This is a genomic window from Vibrio sp. DNB22_10_4 (assembly GCF_052879755.1).
This window is the reverse complement of the sequence record NZ_JBNNXW010000002.1, coordinates 98,022-116,076: the sequence shown is the minus strand read 5'-3', so window position 1 is coordinate 116,076 and position 18,055 is coordinate 98,022. Positions and strand designations below refer to the sequence as shown.

The following is an 18,055-nucleotide window of genomic DNA, read 5'->3' as shown; positions in this document are numbered from 1 at the left end:
TGTCGATAATTGTTGTGTAAAAACAACTGGTTCCAGTAATTGAAGAGAGGAAGAGTATGAACAAAGCCCTATGTTTAGCCGCCGCGCTAGGCTTATCATTGCCGAGTGCATTCGCCAATGACAACGTTGTCGCTGGCTACTTTGCTGATTGGCAATACCAAGACCAACGAAACCCTTACAAGGTTCAAGATATTCCCGCCGACCAGCTCACTCATGTTATTTACGCCTTTTTGAGCATGTGCGGCCCTCATACTGCGGCCTCCGCTGCGGTGCAGCAGCAAATCGCAACAGCGTGCGAAGGAAAAAAACCGTTTACCGCAGTGATTGTCGATCAAAAATCAGCACTAGAAGTGGATTTTGGTGAGGTGGATGTTGATGTTAATTATCAAGGTCACTTTGCTCAGTTCGCACAACTTAAAAAGAGTCACCCAGAACTGAAAATCCTACCGTCATTTGGGGGATGGACCATGTCTGAACCGTTTCATGCCATGGTGAAAGATCCAGAGAACGTAAAATGGTTTGCCAAAACCGCCGTTGAGCTTATTGCCAAGTATGACTTTTTTGATGGTATTGACCTAGACTGGGAATACCCAGGAGGTGGCGGCTTGACTACATCGCCTTGGGATCCAGAAACCAAACTCAGTGATGGAGACAAGCTCGCAGAAAAACAAGCGTTTACGCTGCTAGTCAAAGAGCTGCGCCAAAATATGGACGTGCTAGGCAGCAAAACAGGTAAAGACTACCAACTTGGCACTGCGGTTGGGGTTGGGTTTAAAGCCACTAGCATCGACTGGCCAGAGGTATCCAAAAACCTCGACCTTATGTTTGCGATGACGTATGACTATTTGGGCGGCTGGGGCACACAAACAGGACACTTTACCAACTTGTTTGCGACTGACAACGGCTGGTGGGGAATGGGCACAGACGCTTTCATCAAGCAAATGCTCGACCTTGGAATGCCTGCAGATAAGATTGTCGTAGGTGCAGCGTTCTATGGCCGTGGCTGGGAGGGCACGAAGAACTTTGATGGCAAAACCTTACCGGCTGAGTTTACTTCAGCGAAAGGTGCATCATTTGGTACAGTCGAGCCAGCCTCATTCCAGTTCTGGGATCTAGTGCGTAACTACACCAGTAAAGAAGGATATGTGGCAGGTTACGATGAAAACGCTCATGCTCCCTACCTTTGGAATGCGGAAAAGCAGGTCTTCATTAGTTACGACAACGAACAATCCATTAAAGCCAAAGCCGATTGGGTGAAGCAAAACAAACATGCAGGTTTATTTGTATGGGAGTTGTCGGGGGATAACAATGGGGAGCTGACGAAAACGATGTCTGAGGCGCTCAGGAAATAGCCATCATAGATGATAAATTAAACCGGCCCAAGAGGTCGGTTTTTTAAAACCTCAATTTGAAAATCAATATGCTCCGTTATCACAGCTGCTTATATCGCGATGGTTTTCGTGTTATTTGTTCACAAAGCACGGTTGCTTATATTGGCTTGATGAATCTAAATCGATAAACTTCGCGCATGATAGGTGGATGTTCACGATAAGGAAGCTGTATTGAAATACCTAGGAACTGCCGCGCTTTGTTTATTTTCAACCATGGTGCAATCAAACGATTTATGTATGACCGAGGAACAGCGTGTTGCTGGCTGTGAATTGAGAAACGGTAAATCGGTCAGCTTTTGCAAGGCCAGCAATGGCATTACAACCTATCGATACGGGCGCGAGAGTAAGCTTGAACTGGAAATCGCGGAGCCAAAATCAGGGACTATGCTTACATTGAGTCAAAGCTACTCCAAAGGCGCCGCGCAAGAGTATCAGGCACAAAATGGCAGCTACCAATACACGTTTCTCGACGCGCTATATGGCGATATGGAAGCGGTATATTTGCTATCAGAAATGGATCATCGCGGTTACGATGTTCCTTGGATCAGTGAGAGTACGTTAACCCATCATGCAGTCGATAAGCACCTTACGGTATCTCACAGCAGCAAAGGTGATCTGGTTAGGCTTTATTGCCAAGATGATGACCATTTCTATGGGAAGCCACATAATCAAGCGCAGTATATTCATATCTTGCGTGATACGACGGACAAATACCGCACCACGATATCTGCAGAGATAGCAGAGTGTCAGTCTGATTCTAAACGTTGCTTTTCTATCTACGAAGACTATAAACAAGAGTTCGCTGTGCTCTATTTTCCGCCGATTGAGAATAGTGCGTACGTTAATAACAAAGCCTATTTGATAAAAATGAACAGTGGTGCGATGGTGAAGTTAGCGCTGGAAGCTGTTGATACTCAAAATCGAGCACCGCTGGACGGGAGTGGAACCATTCACCTTACACTCGACAATCAACAAACCGTGATTGGATTGGAAGTTAAATAGCCCATAGTAGTTTGAGTGGTTTTGGATTCAGTGTTAATGACAAAAAGTAAGCCGACCTTTTAGGTCGGCTTCGTGATTTATAAGCCTTGTTCCTTCGCCATGTTATTGGCAATTTTAGGCGCATACCAAAGACTTGGGGCGATAATGAATGACGCTGGTACCGCAGTAATCACAATGAAAGATTGCAATGCAGAAATACCGCCACTGCCCATTGAAATTAACACGATCGCCACTGCACCCATGATGACTCCCCAGAAAGCGCGAATCAGAGCATTGGGCTCCTTGTCGCCGGAGATCACCATAGTAATGGTGTAGGTCATTGAGTCGCCGGTGGTCACAATGAAGGTGGTGGTTAAAATTAAGAATAGGATTGAAATCAGCAACGGAAATGGCAGTTGCATAGTGATAGCCAGTAGCGCACCTGGCATATTGAACCCTTCAAAACCAGCTTTAATGATACCAGGTGTAGCCAGCTCAAAGGCCAGTCCAGAGCCACCTACGATGGTAAACCAAAAACACGTCACCAATGGAGCGGCAATGCTAATGGAGAGAATTAACTGTCGAATGGTGCGGCCGCGTGAAATACGCGCGATAAAAATGGCCATCATAGGTGCATAGCCAATAAACCAGCCCCAGAAGAATACGGTCCACCAACTCAGCCATTGAGTATCACCGCGGTACATTGCCATCGGTACAAATTGATCGATCATGGTACCGAGACCTTGAACGTAACTGTCGATGATAAAGCCGGTTGGTCCCGCGATTAAGATGAACAAGATAAGCGCCGCAGCAAGAATGACGTTGTAGCGGCTGACTAATTGAATGCCACGATTAACGCCGCTCAGTGCAGACAAGGTGTAAAACAGCATCGCAATGACGACCACCGTCGCCTGAGTGGCAAAGGTGTCGGGAATAGAAAACAGCGCTTGCATCGCATAACTTATCTGAAGGCCAAGAAAACCAATCGGGCCAATAGTACCTGCGGCAACAGCGATGATACTTAAAGCATCAATAGTATTGCCAATCCAACCTTCAATGGCGCGCTGTCCGAGCAATGGGTAGAGTAGTGTACGGGGTTTAAGTGGCAGGCCTTTGTCGTAATGCAGATGCATTAGCACGATTGACGATAACCCCCCTAATACTGCCCATGCGAGAAAGCCCCAGTGTACAAAAGATTGTGACAGCGCGTTGATAGCGTTGTTTTCTGGGGACGAAGAGCCGAATAGTGGTGGTGGAGACAAGTAGTGGGCGATTGGTTCGGCCGCCGCCCAAAAGACGCCGCCGCCAGCAAGTAACGTACAGAGCACAATCGACATCCATTTGAAGCTCTCTACATCGGGACGCGCCATACCACCAAGTCTCACATCACCAGTTCGACCAAAACAAAGGGCTAAGCCAATGATGAAGTTAGCCATTAAGAGTAGCTGCCAAAAGGCACCAAAATAACGAGTAGCGAGGTCAAAGCCGGAGTTCACAGCACTTGAGAGGGCAATAGGGTGTGTCAATGCAAGGAGGACAAAGAGGGTTAGGAAAGAACCGCTGAGCCAGAATACAGGGTTATTCATTTCTAGTTTTTCAGCAAGGCTCTTGATGCGTTCAGGTGGATGAATCGCATCATACGCTGATATCGATGCGGTTGAGCAAGCCTCAACCGTATTGGAATTTGACATTAAATTATCACTGTTCACGGAGCGCTGTTTATTTATCGCGCTGTGGATTTAAATGTGGCCATGCAGTTAAAAGTGTGACCCACATCATAAAATGGTCGAGCATCCTAACACAAAGCGTATTCAGGTTCAGAAGTTTTTTGAGAGTTCAAGCTGTTGCAATGAGTGTGGTGTGACATGATCGAGGGGACTTCGGAAGCTTGGTATTGACAGGTTGAATGGTATTATTTACCAAGACCAGTGAGTTAGGTGTTAGCGACCTTAAGGTCTTAGCTGCTCAAGAAAGCCTTGATAGTCGACATAAGCTTTTCGCACTCTGTCTGGAATTGGTTTTTCATAGACACGGGCGTCATCAATTTTTGCCATCGACCAACCCTGAAATATCGGCTCTTCATAACACTTTACAGCACCTTGACGAGGGCTAGTTAGCAGGGCATGACGCAAGTTCTGCACATGATACCAAGGAGAGCTTTTACCTCTAAAATGGTTGAGGATTGGAAATTGGATCAAAAAGATTTCGCAGCATAATAGTTGTGCCATTAGGCAATCAACACTATTGCGCGCTTCTTCCGGGTAATACTGGACAACTTTATTGAGTTCACGGTTGCATTCTTGAATAACGCTGGCCAAATTTCCCCCTACATGCTGTCCACTCGTGTTACTTCAGGAGTGATATCAAGTGTGCCTCTTATAAACAGTAAGCTAGGAGTTCGCTCTACGCCAGTTAAAATAAAGGATTAGCTTTAGCTGGCGCTTGAAGCGTGAGGTAGTTACCTCATTACCAGATTATTTGTGTGTCGCTAGCGGTTGCGTTGAGTGTGCATCGTCTTCGCGGAACGTTTTTGGCTTTTACTCACTTTATTGACAAGCGCAACAAGGCCGTAAGTGACAGTAAAGGGAACTAACGTAAGTACGAGCAATTTCACGAAGGACATCACGAGCATGAATATAAATGGCGCGGATTTTTCATCGCTATGTGATTCAGTCATCATGGCAGAATTGTTAATAGACTCCGCCCATGAAGAAAACTCTATCGTCCACATCAATCCACTGAAAATCAATGAAATAAGAACAATTATGATCGTTCTTTGCTGCCAGTTTTTTGCCAGATATTTCATTGAGCACCTGCCTTTGTATCGCGTTTCTGAATCATTTTTTTGGTCATTGTTTTGATCCAAGTCCAATGCAGAGCAAGGTGTACACCAAGCATCGGCATAACCAGATTGCCTAGGTCGTGGTGCAGCTTAGACCAAACAGGCAAGATATCGATAGGTAATCCTAATTGTGGAAGCAGTGCTTCTGAAACAAGGAAGCCACTCAATGTCGCCATCAGCATAACCAGATAGAAAAGGGCATCCCAAATAGCGTTAAATCGATCTTTATTGGATTGGCGATGAACAAAGTTCTTAGGCAAGGCAATCATCCAGTCCCAGTGCAGCAGTAAGTGGATAATAAGCGGGATAATGAACAGCAGGCTCAACCACTCGTGAGCCCACGTTCCGGTGACTTTTGGAATGCAGACCAAAATGAAGCCGATCAGCAATATGCTATCCATGACGTATTGTGTTTTGACTAAGCTGTCTTTCCAAGTTCTCGTTTTCATAATGAGCTGTCCGAATCAAACTGCGTGCGTTAAGAAGTCATGTCTTAACGCTACCAATTTAAAACCGTCATTCAATTTGTTTTACAGTGATTTACAAATTGAGCCATGTAGCCTCACCATCCGATGCACTTTGACAATGTCGTTAATTTTCGCCCTCTTAAAGGGCTCGCCACTCCCTAATTATCAAACTGAATAGCATACTGATTTTGGCCATTAAGGGAGACCCGTTGCAGCTGTTGCGACTGGTTACCATCTCTCGGCTGCCACTCGACGAGTAGTTCATTCCAATTATCATTGACCATCAGGTGATAGCTTTCGACAGAGTGAGGAAGTGAAGCTACGACGCTCGACGGGTCGACCATAAACATCTCAGAGTTTGGATCTTCTGCCAAGATTCGGGTATAGACCTGGAATGACCCCTTTTGCTGAGCTGGAGCCGATAAACTCAAGATGATTTCATGGTCAACTCTGAACTGAAAATCTTGCTCGGCCGACAAGGCTTGCTGTTCTGGCTCTGCTGGAGGAGTGGATTTTGGTGGCGTAGAGTTGGATGTTTCGCCGCCACCACCTCCACCGCCACAGCCAACTAATAAGAGCCAAGGAACCAAAAGGGTAATATTGAGTATCTTCATTGTCTGTTCCTCTTTTTATTCATACAGCAGTGATGAGTTGGCGTTAGAGCGCTTATACCAACTGGAATGAGCATCACCGTTTGATTGTACCCATTGATATATCAGTGGATAGACGTCGGTGATGCTTTGTTTCTCGGCAGGGTGATCCCAATCATCAGCAATGTTGATTGCCCACGGGATATTGTTGTTGTCGAGAAAGCAATATGACGCCTTTGAATCGTCGTCATGTGTGTTTAATAGAAGGGTGTCAAAGTCGCTCGTACCACAATAATCTTTTAGATGAACCTGCCAGCGACTTCCGGGATGACTGTCGTATCCCAGTGTCCCATGGTAGGTATCTTTCGCTGCAAAAATAAACGGATCAAAAGGGACTAATCCTGTTGCGGATTCTGCTACGGGTTGCTTCAGTGTCACGCTGAGTTGGAACTGAGTATTCTCTGACTCACGACAATTTCGTTTGCTGCGGAAGAAGCCGCAGCTTGTGTTCACGTCTTGGTGCAGATCTTCACTCAGTATAAACAGGGCGTCTTCGCCATCCATTTGAACAATGTTGTGTGACACAGGCGTGTTGTTGAGTGTAAGGGTGACCGTTTCAATATTGTCTGAGCCTAAGTTAGGAATTCGCCACGCAAGTGCATTGTGGTAATCCGCTCCTAAAGATTGAATCGTAGCATCCAGTTCTAAGGATTTAAGTTCGTTGGATGGCGTTTTTTGAAGTGTCATCTGGTAGCGGACGACGACATCGTTGTAATCAAAGTCACCCACGTAAGGCCAATGATCTTCAAAAGCGAGCGTCGCATAGGTGCTGGCCGTTGGATAATAAGTCGTTGTACTTTCATCCTGTTGTGAGTTTTCCGAAGCTGCTAAAGGTATGTATTGGCTGTCTGAAGCGTCATCAATTCCATCCAAAGCGGCAAACGGCGTCACGTTGACAGAGAATAATAAATCGTTGAAGTCCTTATCCCCACTGCTGTATAGAGTATCTTCAAAACCGATGACTAAGAATTCGTTTTCCTCATCGACAAAAACCACATTGTGATAGCGTTCTGCTTCACTTCTCTCAGGGTTGAGTGCCGACAAAGAGTAAAAAGGTTGTCGCCATGGTCCGTCATAAGGGACTTTGCCGTACTCTCCTAGCCAATCCCAACCCCAACCGTTAGGTACCACAAAAAAACCGAGGCTCTGACCTGCTTGAAGGGGGATTTGGTAAGTGAGTTGATCACCTTGTAGCATTTCCCCTGCGGGCGGCTTAGAGGCATTGGGAAAGACAACTTGGTGCTGCGCAACTTCGCTGCGTGTGGTGGGTGGTGTGTCCGTATCAAAAACAAAATAGCCAAACACATTGTTGAAGCTTGCCCCTTCATTGAGAAAGGTAAACGAAACATAAGCTGTGCCAGCAAATTCAGGATCAATCTCAATGTTACTTTTTGCATCCGTTGCAATGTAATCCGGATTTACTTTCTGTCCCGGCGGTAACATGCTGTCTATCCGTTCTAATAAGTCGGTAGGTAAGGAATCACCAACATTAACGGTTGCGTCAGGTTTGCCTTTTAAACTGTAACCAATTTCGGCACCGCCTGTTGGGTAATGATACTCAGTACTCCATGCCGATGTAACCGCACAGCTTACAAGGCCTACTCCTAGTGCTAATCCTTTCATAAAACGTCTCCTTTCTACGTTATGAAGTCTAAGCACGAAACGCGCCAAATATTTTTTCTATTAAAAACAGTTATTTAAAATCACATCGGAAAGGTTTTTTAATTTGAGTATTAAGTTGAGAATCAACAAAGGAACATCTCAAGAATTGAGGCAGCCGGAGAGAATATGGGGCGAAGGCCGCCTTGTTAGGCGACCTAAATAAGCGGATGAAAAGCCAAGTAATAACGTATTACTTCTCTGAGCTTTGAACTAAACTTGCATAACCGCTACGGTTCAAACAGGTCTCCATAACACGAACGACATTTCGACTCGTTTCATGGTTTAGGAGATCCGATTGGTGGACATTGTTTTGCAGCAATGATGAGAAGTGCTCGATTTCGTTGGCAAATCCACCACCTTTGATTGGCATAGTGATTTGGGTTAATTCACCTTGGTAGGTAATGTCTATTGTCGATGAACTCCACCATTTTTCGTGCATAACGATTTCTAGATCTGGCCCTCGAATAATGGCATTTCGTGGCAGGTCGCGTGTAATTGAAGCGCAAATGCGGCCTTTCAGTGGACCATCAAATGAAAAGGTAGCGTTCTCGTCGACTTCACTTTGTTCATTGTCTTGAACGTACTCAACAGTAGGAACGTTAATCGCACAACCTGTAAGTCGACATAGATCCGCGTATAGCCAAAGACCATAAACGCCGACATCTAACGTCGCGCCACCACAAAGCTTAGGGTTAAACAGATGCCAAGCACCGTCGTACTCGTGCCAGTTGCCAAACGATGCTTCAACTGAGGTAATTTCAACTTTATTGTCGAGGATAAACTGCTTCATTGCGCGATACGCCGGAAATGTAACGCTTTTCATCGCTTCAGCGAGAAGTAGACCATTGCTTTTCGCGAGCGCAGCCATCGCATCCCAGTCGGCCAAATTAGTGAGAGCGGGCTTTTCAACCAGTACATGTTTTCCATTTTTAAGAAAAAGCTTTATCAGCTCTTTGTGAAACGGATGGATAGTCGCCACGTAGATAGCGTCAATATTGCTATCGTTAGCCAACTCAACGTAAGAGCCATAGCTTGTTTCGCAGCCATATTGCTTAGAAAACTCTTCGGCGCGGCCGAGATCTCTTGCCGCAACGGCAAAGAGCTCTCCGTTTTCAACGTGAGCGATGAGATCTTTTGTAAATCGATGGGCAATGTTGCCTAGGCCTGCGATGCCCCAGCGTATTTTTTGGGTCAAGTGATTCTCCTATGCGCCTGCTCTGCAGGAATAAATGCTTTTTACGGTCTAATTCAGTTTAAAATAATGACTTAATTAGGTGATGTGAATCTGACTAAATAATTAGATGCTCGTCTCCTCAAACGATTGCCGTTTCTTGATTACTACGTTGAGCAACAGCAACAAACTTACTGGGAATAGCGAGGCAAGCAGCATCCATGTCCAGCCTTGAGTAAAGAGCACGATCCCAGCGCCGAGCGAACCAGAAGCTTGAAAGGCCGTGATTGAAAAATCGTTCACCGCTTGCACTTTAAAGCGCTCACTCGGTTTATAGGTTTGCGGCAATAGTGAGGTGCCACCAATAAACAGAAAGTTCCAGCCGACTCCTAGCGCAACCAATGCCCACCAATAATGATGTACAGAGTGACCCAATAGCGCAACTGCGATACAAGCGAGAAAAATCACACAGCCGAGTGTGATGAGCTTATAGACACCAATGCGTTTAATGATCAGCGGGGTGACGAGTGAAGGGAGGTACATCGCCATAACATGACTTTGGATAACCCATTTGGCACTTTGAATATCGTGTCCGTGTCCTGACATGGCGAGTGGGGTTGCTGTCATAAGAAAAGCCATCACTGCGTATGCTGTGAGACCAGAGCCTATCGCTAGCCACAGCATGGGTTGCTGAAATAGCGCCGACAAGGTTCTACCGTCACCCGCTTCAGTGACGTTCTCTTGGATATTCAGTGGCTTCATCGCAACAGCAAGTATAGCTGCGCCAATCAGCTCTAGAATACCGAGTGCAGCATACGCGCGCGCATATTCAGCATCGAATAGGGTGATTGCCTGTCCTAAGTTGAGTAACTCGGGTCCAACCCACGCCGCAGCGATACCACCGACTAAAACTAAGCTAATAACACTTGGGTGCTGAGCAGGACTTTCACAGCTTTCAATCGCGGCAAAACGATACTGACCCACATACGCCAATTGAGTGCCAAGCAAGAATGCACTCGCGCAGAATCCCCAAAAACTGCCACCTTCAATGCTCCAAGCGGCACCAAGCGCACTGATACTACTTACGATAGCGGCCAAAACGAATGCGTGTTTTCGGCCAAGCTTTTTTTGAACTCGAGCTGCGGGAAAAACATTCAGCGATACGCCGACAATCAAAGCCGTGACTGGCAAGGTAGCGAACGTAGGATCAGAATGAAGCTGGGCGCCGACAATCCCGCCTAAAAACACATTCAGTGCGCCAACAGACAAGACAAAAGGCTGGACTAGCGCGAGCAACCAGGCGTTCCATGGTAATGATTTCATTGTTTTTCTTATGTGGTACTTTGATGGTGTCCATGGTGACGGAATTTGACAGAAAAGCAATCTCACACTCTTTTGGAGAGAGTTTGCTAGGACACACACAGAGAAGTTTGCTAAGAGTTTGCTAGGACACACACCAAAAAGTATGAAAATAGTATGATTTTGCCTAATTTGGCGGCCTGTCAACGGTGTTTCTAGTGATTGACTGCTAGAGTTCCTTCAGACTAAACGGAGGATAAACGTTGACAACGGCTCGAAAAAAACTTGTTTCTATAGATGCAACTTCCTATTACCACTGTGTTTCTCGCTGTGTTCGCCGTAGTTTCCTATGTGGTGAGGATGCCTCAACCAACACGAGTTATGAACACCGACGTAAATGGATTGAACAAAAGATTTATGCGCTTGCTCAAGTCTACTGCATTGACATTTGTGCTTATGCCATCATGAGTAATCATTATCACTTGGTTCTAAATCTCAACAGGGAATCCGCCCAAACACTTACTCTTGATGATGTAGTGGAGCGTTGGGGCAGTGAGCATAAACTGCCTAGTCTAATTCAACGTTGGCAGACTCAGCAGCTCTCGTCTCACGCTGAGGAAGAAAAGTGTCTAGAGATAATAGAAACGTGGAGAGAAAGACTGTGGAGCCTCAGTTGGTTCATGAAAGAGCTCAACTTTGACATCGCCTGTAGAGCAAATCGAGAGGATAATTGTACTGGTCACTTTTGGGAAAGCCGATTCAAAAGCCAGGCATTGCTTGACGAAAAAGCATTGGCCGCCGCAATGGCTTACGTCGATCTAAATCCAGTGCGGGCTGGAATAGCCAAAACGCCAGAAGATTCGGAATATACATCCATAAAGCTCAGAATTGACACACTTAATCGTAATCAAGCAACAGCGCCTTGTCTTCATCCTTTTGTGGGCAACCCCGGCAATCGTATGTTGGATGGTATTCCGTTTCGATTAGTCGATTACATCGAGTTAGTGGATTGGACCGCTCGTCAACTTCGGGATGGGAAAGCTTCCATGAGAGACAAGATTCCACCAGTATTGGAGCGTCTAAACATCAATCAATTAAATTGGCTAAAAGTATGTACGCAGATGGAGAAATCTCGGGCAACCGCACTCGGGGCGCCCATGTTGGCTGAACAGACGAAAACAGTGTTAAACAAGCAGAAGCTCTATATGTATCGTTTAGAGTAAGCTAAAAGTTTCGAATCAATTTACAAGTCAAATCAAAGTACCCCTCAGTGCTTGCTTTATGCGCGCCTGATAAACGTCTTCACTTTCATCAAACTACTTCCTACACGTACTCACATACTCGAATCTTCCATGCTTTGTCTGAACGAGAGAGCTGTCTGCTAATGCTTCAATTTTGATTGAGTTTGGTTTTTAAGGTGTGTGTCCCTTTAATGCTTTCCTTTAATGCTTTACCTTTAATGCTTTACTTTTACAGTGGATACATTGCCAGTTGCTTGGTAATGTTTGCCCTAGCTACTGGCTTTCTAGCCTTTATAAGAGCAGTTCTTCTAAAGGTTAGAAAAGCGTAATCACCTTATTCGCCATTGGATTCAAAATGCAATTACAATCTATCGACAAGCAGTTATATCGCTCACGTCTAAACATCGTCATCGTTGCATGTATTGTGAGCTTAAGTGTCTCCAGCTTAGCGATATCTCAAAGCTTGATATTCTTTTTACCATCAGACACGGGCTCGCATTTTCATTGGAATCTTCTTGGCGTAGTGGTGAGTGCATTGGGTCTAGGTTTTACCCTGTTCAAACTTAAACAACACCCAAAAATGAAAGAAGTCGTGTATGTGTGGCAGTTAAAGAAAGAGCTTAACCTTATTTACCGGAAAAACAGAAAGTTGTTGGCTGCGGCAGAACAAGGCAATGCTGATGCCATGTTAGCGCTTCAGTTTAGTTACGAAGGATCACGCCAGTTGTGGGAACTTGATGATAATACGATTGTAATGACGAGCCTAAATGCAGCGCAGTCAAAACTGGATGGATTGACTGAAGCGTACAATTTGCAGCTTGATATATCGAGCTATCAGTCGGGGCTACTTCGTCAGTTTTGACAGATACAGCTCAACATAGGAAGGGATACGTACCAAACACCTCATGGGGTAGCATGTCCCTTTGTTCCTCACCACTATTTCTTCACTAACTAATTGAGTATAAGTAATAGTCTTATATGGTGAAGTGTGTGTCCCTTCAATGTTCTCCCTCCACAGCGCAGTCAAAACTGGATGGATTGACTGAAGCGTACAATTTGCAGCTTGATATATCGAGCTATCGGTCGGGGTTACTTCGTCAGTTTTGACCGAGACAGCCCAACATAGAAAGGGTTACGTACCAAACGCCTCATGGGGTAGCATGTCCCTTTGCTCCTCACCACTACTTCTTCACTACCTAATTGAGTATAAGTAATAGTCTTATATATGGTGAAGTGTGTGTCCCTTCAATGTTTTACTTTAATGTTTTACAAAAGCTATCTATTGGACTATCTCAATCGATTCCACATCAACCGCACTATCACTGTCGTTTTTATCAATTTCACCTTTGATCTTTATTGTATGGTCGGGGGTTACCGTTTGCCCACGCCATTCGTCGTCATCGATTTCGATTGTCATCGAGCCTGTACTGTCCGTGAAGGTATAGAGTTCATTACCAAGCGACATCGTGATTTTTCCGACAACCGTCACGTATGTGCCATCAGATAGCCATGTCGCATCCAAAATATCTTGCACCGTGTTTAAATTGTCCTCGGCGCTTGGTCCTTTGAAGCCACCGCCCGTGCTATTCTGCTGAGCGGATGCGTTTGTAACAAACAATAATGACATGACCAGTGCGGCTAAAGCGTACTTCTTCATTCGACCTCCTAAGTAAGGCGTGGTTGTTTTATCGAAAACAAACTTTCTCAACAATATCTGATCAACTCTAGGTCAAAAGCAGCGATTTCTCTAGAAAGCTAAATGATGGTGAGGTGTGTGTCCCTTTAGGTTCCATGGAAGTCGGATGTTACTAATCATTAGTGATTTGTTGAGGTGTGTGTCCTTTCAAAATCGTTTTAACAAAAAACTCAAGAACCACGGTTTGATTCAGCAATTGTTTGATGACTTGTAAGTTATGACGGAGTGCATCCAGAGTCATTTTCGAGTCGAGCATTCTTTGCCATAAGAATGTTGGTTTTTAAGGTGTGTGTCCCTTTAATGTTGTAAGTCTCGTTTTGTTGAGGTGTGTGTCCTTTCAAACTTGGGGCAGGTGTAGCACTGGCAACGGGGCATCCTGAACTATTGACGGCAAGTGTGACGCCAGAAGGCGTGCAAGTGGGTGGATTGATTGGTGTGGCTGCGCCTATTTTGGTTGGTTTGTGGGAAGCAATACGGGATGAATTTAATGGCTGAGTATCAAACTTTAATCGTGGCTGCAGTAAGTGCGCTTTCTAGTGGATTTGGTGTCGGAGTTGCATTAAAGACTGATGTAAAGTGGCTACGCTTGATGATGGAAAAAATGGATAAACGTCTAACAGAGTTGGAAAAACGCCCTTACTAAGAAGGGCGTAAAATGGCTGTTAATTAATCCAGTCTAAGAGTTCTTCTATTTCATTTTCGTCGGGGCAAATGGCATCTATGTTATTTGATTGACTTTCCAATTGTTGTTTAAAGTTAGCCCACGCCTGTTCATTTTTTTGTGTTAAACCCAAGTGAGCTTCGATTGCTCCTTTCTTCCACAACCAAATGTTGTGGGCTAAAAGCTTGTCATGTAGGCGTTTTATTATTTCTTTGCTATCGGGGTTAAGGGCAATTTTCGCACAGTGTTCTGCCTTTGGTAATGCTCCTGAAAGAATAATTTCACCTGTACTTACCATATGTTCCAAAATACTCTTGAGAGCTACGTAGTCGGTGTCAGTATCAGAAATTTGTTTATTGTGTATTGCACCTTTGAATACATAATCTAAGTCGACAATTGACTTAGATGGAATATCCATCGCGTTTAGTATTTGCATCGTTTTGTCTATGTTGTCGACGCTACCTGTCTGAATTAACGCATAGTTATCTTGTCCAAGAGTCTTGTTTTTTAAACTTTTGTACAAGTATGGTAGTAGTCTTACCTCGGTTTTCCCTTCGGTCAGAACAACCTCGTTCGCGAATAATACTTTTGAAGATTGACTTAGTTCAAAAAGATGAGCGATTTGTGCGTCAATTTTGTTTGGTAATACTGTTTTCAGGGCTTGTCGTAGCGTGTTTCGAACATTGGTTCCAGAGTGCGCGTTTTTTCGAACTAATAGAGCATTTTGTATCACTTCGAACTCAACCATTTGCGCGGAGTGGGTAGTAAAAATAATCTGATAACCTCGTTTAGATAGGACGGTAAGTGCCTCTCTAACTTGCTCAATGGCGAAAGGATGTAAGTAAAGCTCGGGTTCGTCAATTAAGAGAAGGGTAGTGGTTGCAGACTCCGCCCCTTTCATTACTTCTGACAATTGCTGTATCAGTGCCATTTGGACTGAACGCTGAGTACCGTGCCCGTACTCATTAACATTGCGTCCAATGTTGTGTTCGTAGAGTTTTATTGTGCCCGACTGAACCAGCTCGTCAAAGTCAGGAACTTCAAAGTGCAACTTAACATCAATACCGGGGAAAAAGCTGTCTAGCTTATTAGATATCTCTTTGTCTAATACTTGAATTTCATTGCTTCTTCTATCGCCATCCGCTGAAATTCGGCGTGAAACGGCATTCAGGTGTCTTGAAATTGCAGCGGTATTTTGATTGTTCACTTGAGTTGCTATTTCTTTCAATAGTTTACCTATTGTAGATGTGCTTTTAGCATTCGAGGCGTCATCTGCTGCATTTTCCATAGCTCGAATTTCAATAGGCTCAGGAAAGAGCGCTTTGATAGCATTCCATAGGCCACGAGGGTTTTTTTTGAGTTTCCCCTCTTCAAAGTTAAACATTTCGATAGTTATATCACTAGCCTTCTTTGCACCTACTTTTTGAGTTCGCACAATTCTCATTCTTCCTTTTTCACTAACAAAAGGACGTATTGGGTCTTGATGCTCCTCTGCCAACTCGGAAATGACGCTTTCAGTAACACCGGCAAAAGTACCTTCGACGATGATTGGTTGGTCTTTGTCAAAGTACCCAGTATCTTGAATCACTTTTGGTTTTAGAAGCCAATTTAAAGCGCTTAGAATGTTTGACTTACCTGCGTTGTTATAGCCGACTACGGGAGTAAAGTTAGCAAGGCTCACAGTGATATCTTTACATGATTTGTAATTTTGAATTTTTAGGGAGTCGACAAGATGAGACATAAACAATCCTTTTTGTATTTAGAGATGGATAGTTTACATGTTCATCCGGTTATATCTGCCACTCATTGCACATAATGCAATTGTAAGTAGGGCGAATTGTTAATTGGGTAGTAGGTTAAAGGTGTGGACATTTTATGGACACAAACAAAAAGGACTTAGCCGAAATTCGTGCTAAGTCCTTGTTCTATATGGCGCTCCCGACAGGATTCGAACCTGTGACCTGCCCCTTAGGAGGGGGCCGCGCTATCCAGCTGTGCCACGGGAGCTTAGGACTTATATTACTCAATTATATGAATAAGTTAAGCCCGTATTCGTACTATTAGTTTTGTTTGTGCATTACATCGCCAATCTGAATACTGTTGGCCAACGTTGGCTGATCAACCGTCGCTTCAGCATCACGCTCATAAACGCGTGAGACGGTTAATGTAATGTCGCTGCGGCTGACCTTATTGCGTGGTAAGCCGTTTTGGTCAATGAAGGAACCTGTGTGCCATAGGCGCAGTTGGTCGCCAGCTTGTACGCCGTGTACGCGGCCAAGGTCGATGGTTACTTTGTTGCCGTAAGTGGCCACCACTTCAGGTAGCGTCATCTTGCAGGAAATCTCTGCTTCCAAGTCGAGCATGATATTGCGACTGACTCGTTGCATCATCTCCCCATAGGTGGATGTCCAGAAGCGAGCGCTCTTGGTATCAACTTTACTGGTTTTCGCAAATGGCCATTGGGCAATTTCGCGATAGGTGTGCTGGAAGATCTCGTGGCCAGTTTTGCCATCAAAGATGGCCATGTCCATGGCGAACTGGCGGTTGATGCGATCATCTCTCAATAGGCCACCTGCATCGATTGTCGCAGTGAGATCTTTAATCGCGCCAGTGACAATGTACTGCGCACCAAGATCATCAGCGATCATCTTGATTCGTTCAGGCTGGCGCTTGTTGATTTCGTAACGGGTAGTGCCCACAGAAACGAAGCTGTAAGAGCGCGCGGCAAGCTGCTTATCGATGACGGCGCTGTAATCTTCACCCAGCTTATATATCTGACCCATGACCGCTTGCTGCGGATCAACAATGTCGAACATGGCAACGCCAATGGTCTTTTTATATTGCTCTTTATGGCAAGCCTTTGCCGTTGGGTAGATGTCGATACGCGCTTTTACCACCATCTGGTTGCCGCTTACGTATTTGTCGTCGATGACAATGTGGCGAACCTCGGAGTCAATGAACTGGTACTGTTCCTTATCGTCTTCTAGCATTGGCGCCAGTGTCGATAGGCTGCCGATGTCGGCGCCAGAGAAGTCGACCGCCTTATATACGGCATCTTCAAGCGCGTAGATCCTTGCCGCCTTTTCAGAGGAGACAATGGTCGACGTGCCCGTGACTTCATACCACTCGGCATAGGCATTACTGGCACTTAATGTCAGCAATGCTGTTGAAATTAAAGAAGAAACGATATTTTTCATACAACCTTTCCAAATGCGGAACAATATTTGCTTACTATTTTCTAGCGAATATTGGAGTGGGCTTTCTTATTTAGGACAGAATGAGAAAAGCAAAGATTGTTCCAACCTGAATCAAGGTTGCCATAATTGACCCAATTAATAACTTTTGGAGAGTGTGAAATGAAAAAGTGGCTACTGATGGCGTCAGTGTTAACGCTGACCGCTTGTGCCTACTCACCAATCTATAACGGTAAAGAGTCGTACTCGGGCAGCAAGTTTATGCTGATGGAGAGTCCTCGTCATACCATGGATTACTTTGTAGAGAGCTTAACGGAAGAGTTGGTGAATTCGAACACCAGTGTGTCATCACGCACGCCGGTTGCCGTGGCTTCTTTTGTTGACTTGCAGAATATGGATGCGACTAACTGGCTGGGTAACTCTGTGTCAGAAGGGTTTATTCATCAGTTGCAGCGTCGCGGCTTTAAGGTGGTGGATTTTAAGACTACAGGCTCCATCCAGGTGACGAGCCAGGGTGACTTTGCACTCAGTCGTGACTGGAAAGATCTTGCCCAAGAGCAGCAAATTCAATTTGTCCTGACTGGTACCATGCTGCGTCAAGAGGGCGGTGTGTTGGTGAACGCTCGTGTGATTGGGATGCAATCGAGAATTGTCGTTGCGTCAGCGCAAGGCTTTTTGCCAGCAGATCGAATTGGTCGTGACTTAGATACGCTTAATCAAATGCGTACTGAAGATGGTGTATTGATTCGTTCAGACCCAACTATGACAACGCCAACGACAGTGATTTTACGCCCATAGGA

The 18,055-nt window shown here is 45.0% G+C and carries 18 protein-coding genes and 1 tRNA gene; 7 read left to right on the top strand and 12 right to left on the bottom strand.

Annotated elements, in window-relative coordinates; all coding sequences use genetic code 11:
- Positions 1-56 precede the first annotated feature (56 nt).
- Together ACVA6Q_RS08540 and ACVA6Q_RS08535 are read left to right on the top strand one after the other, a co-directional pair.
- Positions 57-1,352 (top strand): glycoside hydrolase family 18 protein, encoded by a 1,296-nt coding sequence (locus ACVA6Q_RS08540; RefSeq protein WP_446647254.1) that lies wholly within the window; start codon positions 57-59, stop codon positions 1,350-1,352.
- Positions 1,353-1,628: 276 nt separating this feature from the next.
- The gene (locus tag ACVA6Q_RS08535) at positions 1,629-2,393 is read left to right on the top strand and encodes a hypothetical protein (protein WP_446647253.1); all 765 of its coding nucleotides are present in this window, start codon (positions 1,629-1,631) and stop codon (positions 2,391-2,393) included.
- Between the two features lie 77 nt (positions 2,394-2,470).
- Here the strand turns inward: ACVA6Q_RS08535 and ACVA6Q_RS08530 are convergent, their stop codons facing one another.
- The 8 genes from ACVA6Q_RS08530 to ACVA6Q_RS08495 form a co-directional block, all read right to left on the bottom strand.
- Positions 2,471-4,063, bottom strand: a complete 1,593-nt coding sequence (locus ACVA6Q_RS08530; RefSeq protein ID WP_353496776.1) for a BCCT family transporter — start codon at positions 4,061-4,063, stop codon at positions 2,471-2,473.
- Between the two features lie 258 nt (positions 4,064-4,321).
- On the bottom strand, positions 4,322-4,690 hold the full coding sequence (locus ACVA6Q_RS08525; protein WP_446647252.1) for a hypothetical protein: 369 nt from the start codon (positions 4,688-4,690) through the stop codon (positions 4,322-4,324).
- A 170-nt stretch (positions 4,691-4,860) separates the two neighbouring features.
- Positions 4,861-5,178 (bottom strand): hypothetical protein, encoded by a 318-nt coding sequence (locus tag ACVA6Q_RS08520; RefSeq protein ID WP_353496774.1) that lies wholly within the window; start codon positions 5,176-5,178, stop codon positions 4,861-4,863.
- Positions 5,175-5,663, bottom strand: a complete 489-nt coding sequence (locus ACVA6Q_RS08515) for a DUF4405 domain-containing protein (protein ID WP_446647251.1) — start codon at positions 5,661-5,663, stop codon at positions 5,175-5,177. The genes ACVA6Q_RS08520 and ACVA6Q_RS08515 overlap by 4 nt, the downstream gene beginning before the upstream one ends.
- A gap of 176 nt (positions 5,664-5,839) precedes the next feature.
- Entirely contained in the window at positions 5,840-6,295 is a 456-nt protein-coding gene (locus ACVA6Q_RS08510; protein WP_446647250.1) for a hypothetical protein, read from the bottom strand.
- Between the two features lie 15 nt (positions 6,296-6,310).
- Positions 6,311-7,954 carry an LruC domain-containing protein gene (locus tag ACVA6Q_RS08505; RefSeq protein ID WP_446647249.1) on the bottom strand — a complete coding sequence of 548 codons (1,644 nt, stop codon included), beginning with the start codon at positions 7,952-7,954 and terminating at the stop codon, positions 6,311-6,313.
- Positions 7,955-8,183: 229 nt separating this feature from the next.
- Positions 8,184-9,188: a Gfo/Idh/MocA family protein gene (locus tag ACVA6Q_RS08500; RefSeq protein WP_446647248.1), complete on the bottom strand. Its 1,005-nt coding sequence runs from the start codon at positions 9,186-9,188 to the stop codon at positions 8,184-8,186.
- Positions 9,189-9,290: 102 nt separating this feature from the next.
- Positions 9,291-10,487, bottom strand: coding sequence for an MFS transporter (locus ACVA6Q_RS08495; RefSeq protein WP_446647247.1), 1,197 nt, complete (start codon positions 10,485-10,487; stop codon positions 9,291-9,293).
- Between the two features lie 239 nt (positions 10,488-10,726).
- Here ACVA6Q_RS08495 and ACVA6Q_RS08490 point away from each other — a divergent pair, with 239 nt between their 5' ends.
- Together ACVA6Q_RS08490 and ACVA6Q_RS08485 are read left to right on the top strand one after the other, a co-directional pair.
- Positions 10,727-11,686, top strand: coding sequence for a transposase (locus ACVA6Q_RS08490; RefSeq protein ID WP_418642035.1), 960 nt, complete (start codon positions 10,727-10,729; stop codon positions 11,684-11,686).
- A gap of 373 nt (positions 11,687-12,059) precedes the next feature.
- Positions 12,060-12,566, top strand: a complete 507-nt coding sequence (locus ACVA6Q_RS08485) for a DUF3087 domain-containing protein (RefSeq protein WP_446647246.1) — start codon at positions 12,060-12,062, stop codon at positions 12,564-12,566.
- Between the two features lie 417 nt (positions 12,567-12,983).
- Here the strand turns inward: ACVA6Q_RS08485 and ACVA6Q_RS08480 are convergent, their stop codons facing one another.
- Entirely contained in the window at positions 12,984-13,361 is a 378-nt protein-coding gene (locus ACVA6Q_RS08480) for a YgiW/YdeI family stress tolerance OB fold protein (protein WP_446647245.1), read from the bottom strand.
- A gap of 366 nt (positions 13,362-13,727) precedes the next feature.
- On the opposite strand from ACVA6Q_RS08480, the gene ACVA6Q_RS08475 reads away from it, so the two are divergent.
- Both ACVA6Q_RS08475 and ACVA6Q_RS08470 read left to right on the top strand, forming a co-directional pair.
- A complete protein-coding gene (locus tag ACVA6Q_RS08475) occupies positions 13,728-13,895 on the top strand; it encodes a hypothetical protein (protein WP_446647244.1) in 168 nt (55 codons plus the stop codon).
- Positions 13,888-14,043: a hypothetical protein gene (locus tag ACVA6Q_RS08470; protein WP_446647243.1), complete on the top strand. Its 156-nt coding sequence runs from the start codon at positions 13,888-13,890 to the stop codon at positions 14,041-14,043. Before ACVA6Q_RS08475 ends, ACVA6Q_RS08470 begins: the two co-directional genes overlap by 8 nt.
- Before the next feature lie 19 nt (positions 14,044-14,062).
- Here ACVA6Q_RS08470 and ACVA6Q_RS08465 read toward each other — a convergent pair whose 3' ends face one another.
- The 3 genes from ACVA6Q_RS08465 to ACVA6Q_RS08455 form a co-directional block, all read right to left on the bottom strand.
- Complete coding sequence (locus tag ACVA6Q_RS08465) at positions 14,063-15,802, bottom strand: ATP-dependent nuclease (protein WP_446647242.1); 1,740 nt, start codon at positions 15,800-15,802, stop codon at positions 14,063-14,065.
- A gap of 189 nt (positions 15,803-15,991) precedes the next feature.
- Positions 15,992-16,068 (bottom strand) — tRNA-Arg (locus ACVA6Q_RS08460).
- A gap of 53 nt (positions 16,069-16,121) precedes the next feature.
- Complete coding sequence (locus ACVA6Q_RS08455) at positions 16,122-17,258, bottom strand: flagellar assembly protein FlgT (RefSeq protein ID WP_353496765.1); 1,137 nt, start codon at positions 17,256-17,258, stop codon at positions 16,122-16,124.
- A gap of 159 nt (positions 17,259-17,417) precedes the next feature.
- Between ACVA6Q_RS08455 and ACVA6Q_RS08450 the strand changes: the two genes are divergently transcribed.
- Entirely contained in the window at positions 17,418-18,053 is a 636-nt protein-coding gene (locus tag ACVA6Q_RS08450) for a FlgO family outer membrane protein (protein WP_353496764.1), read from the top strand.
- Positions 18,054-18,055 lie beyond the last annotated feature (2 nt).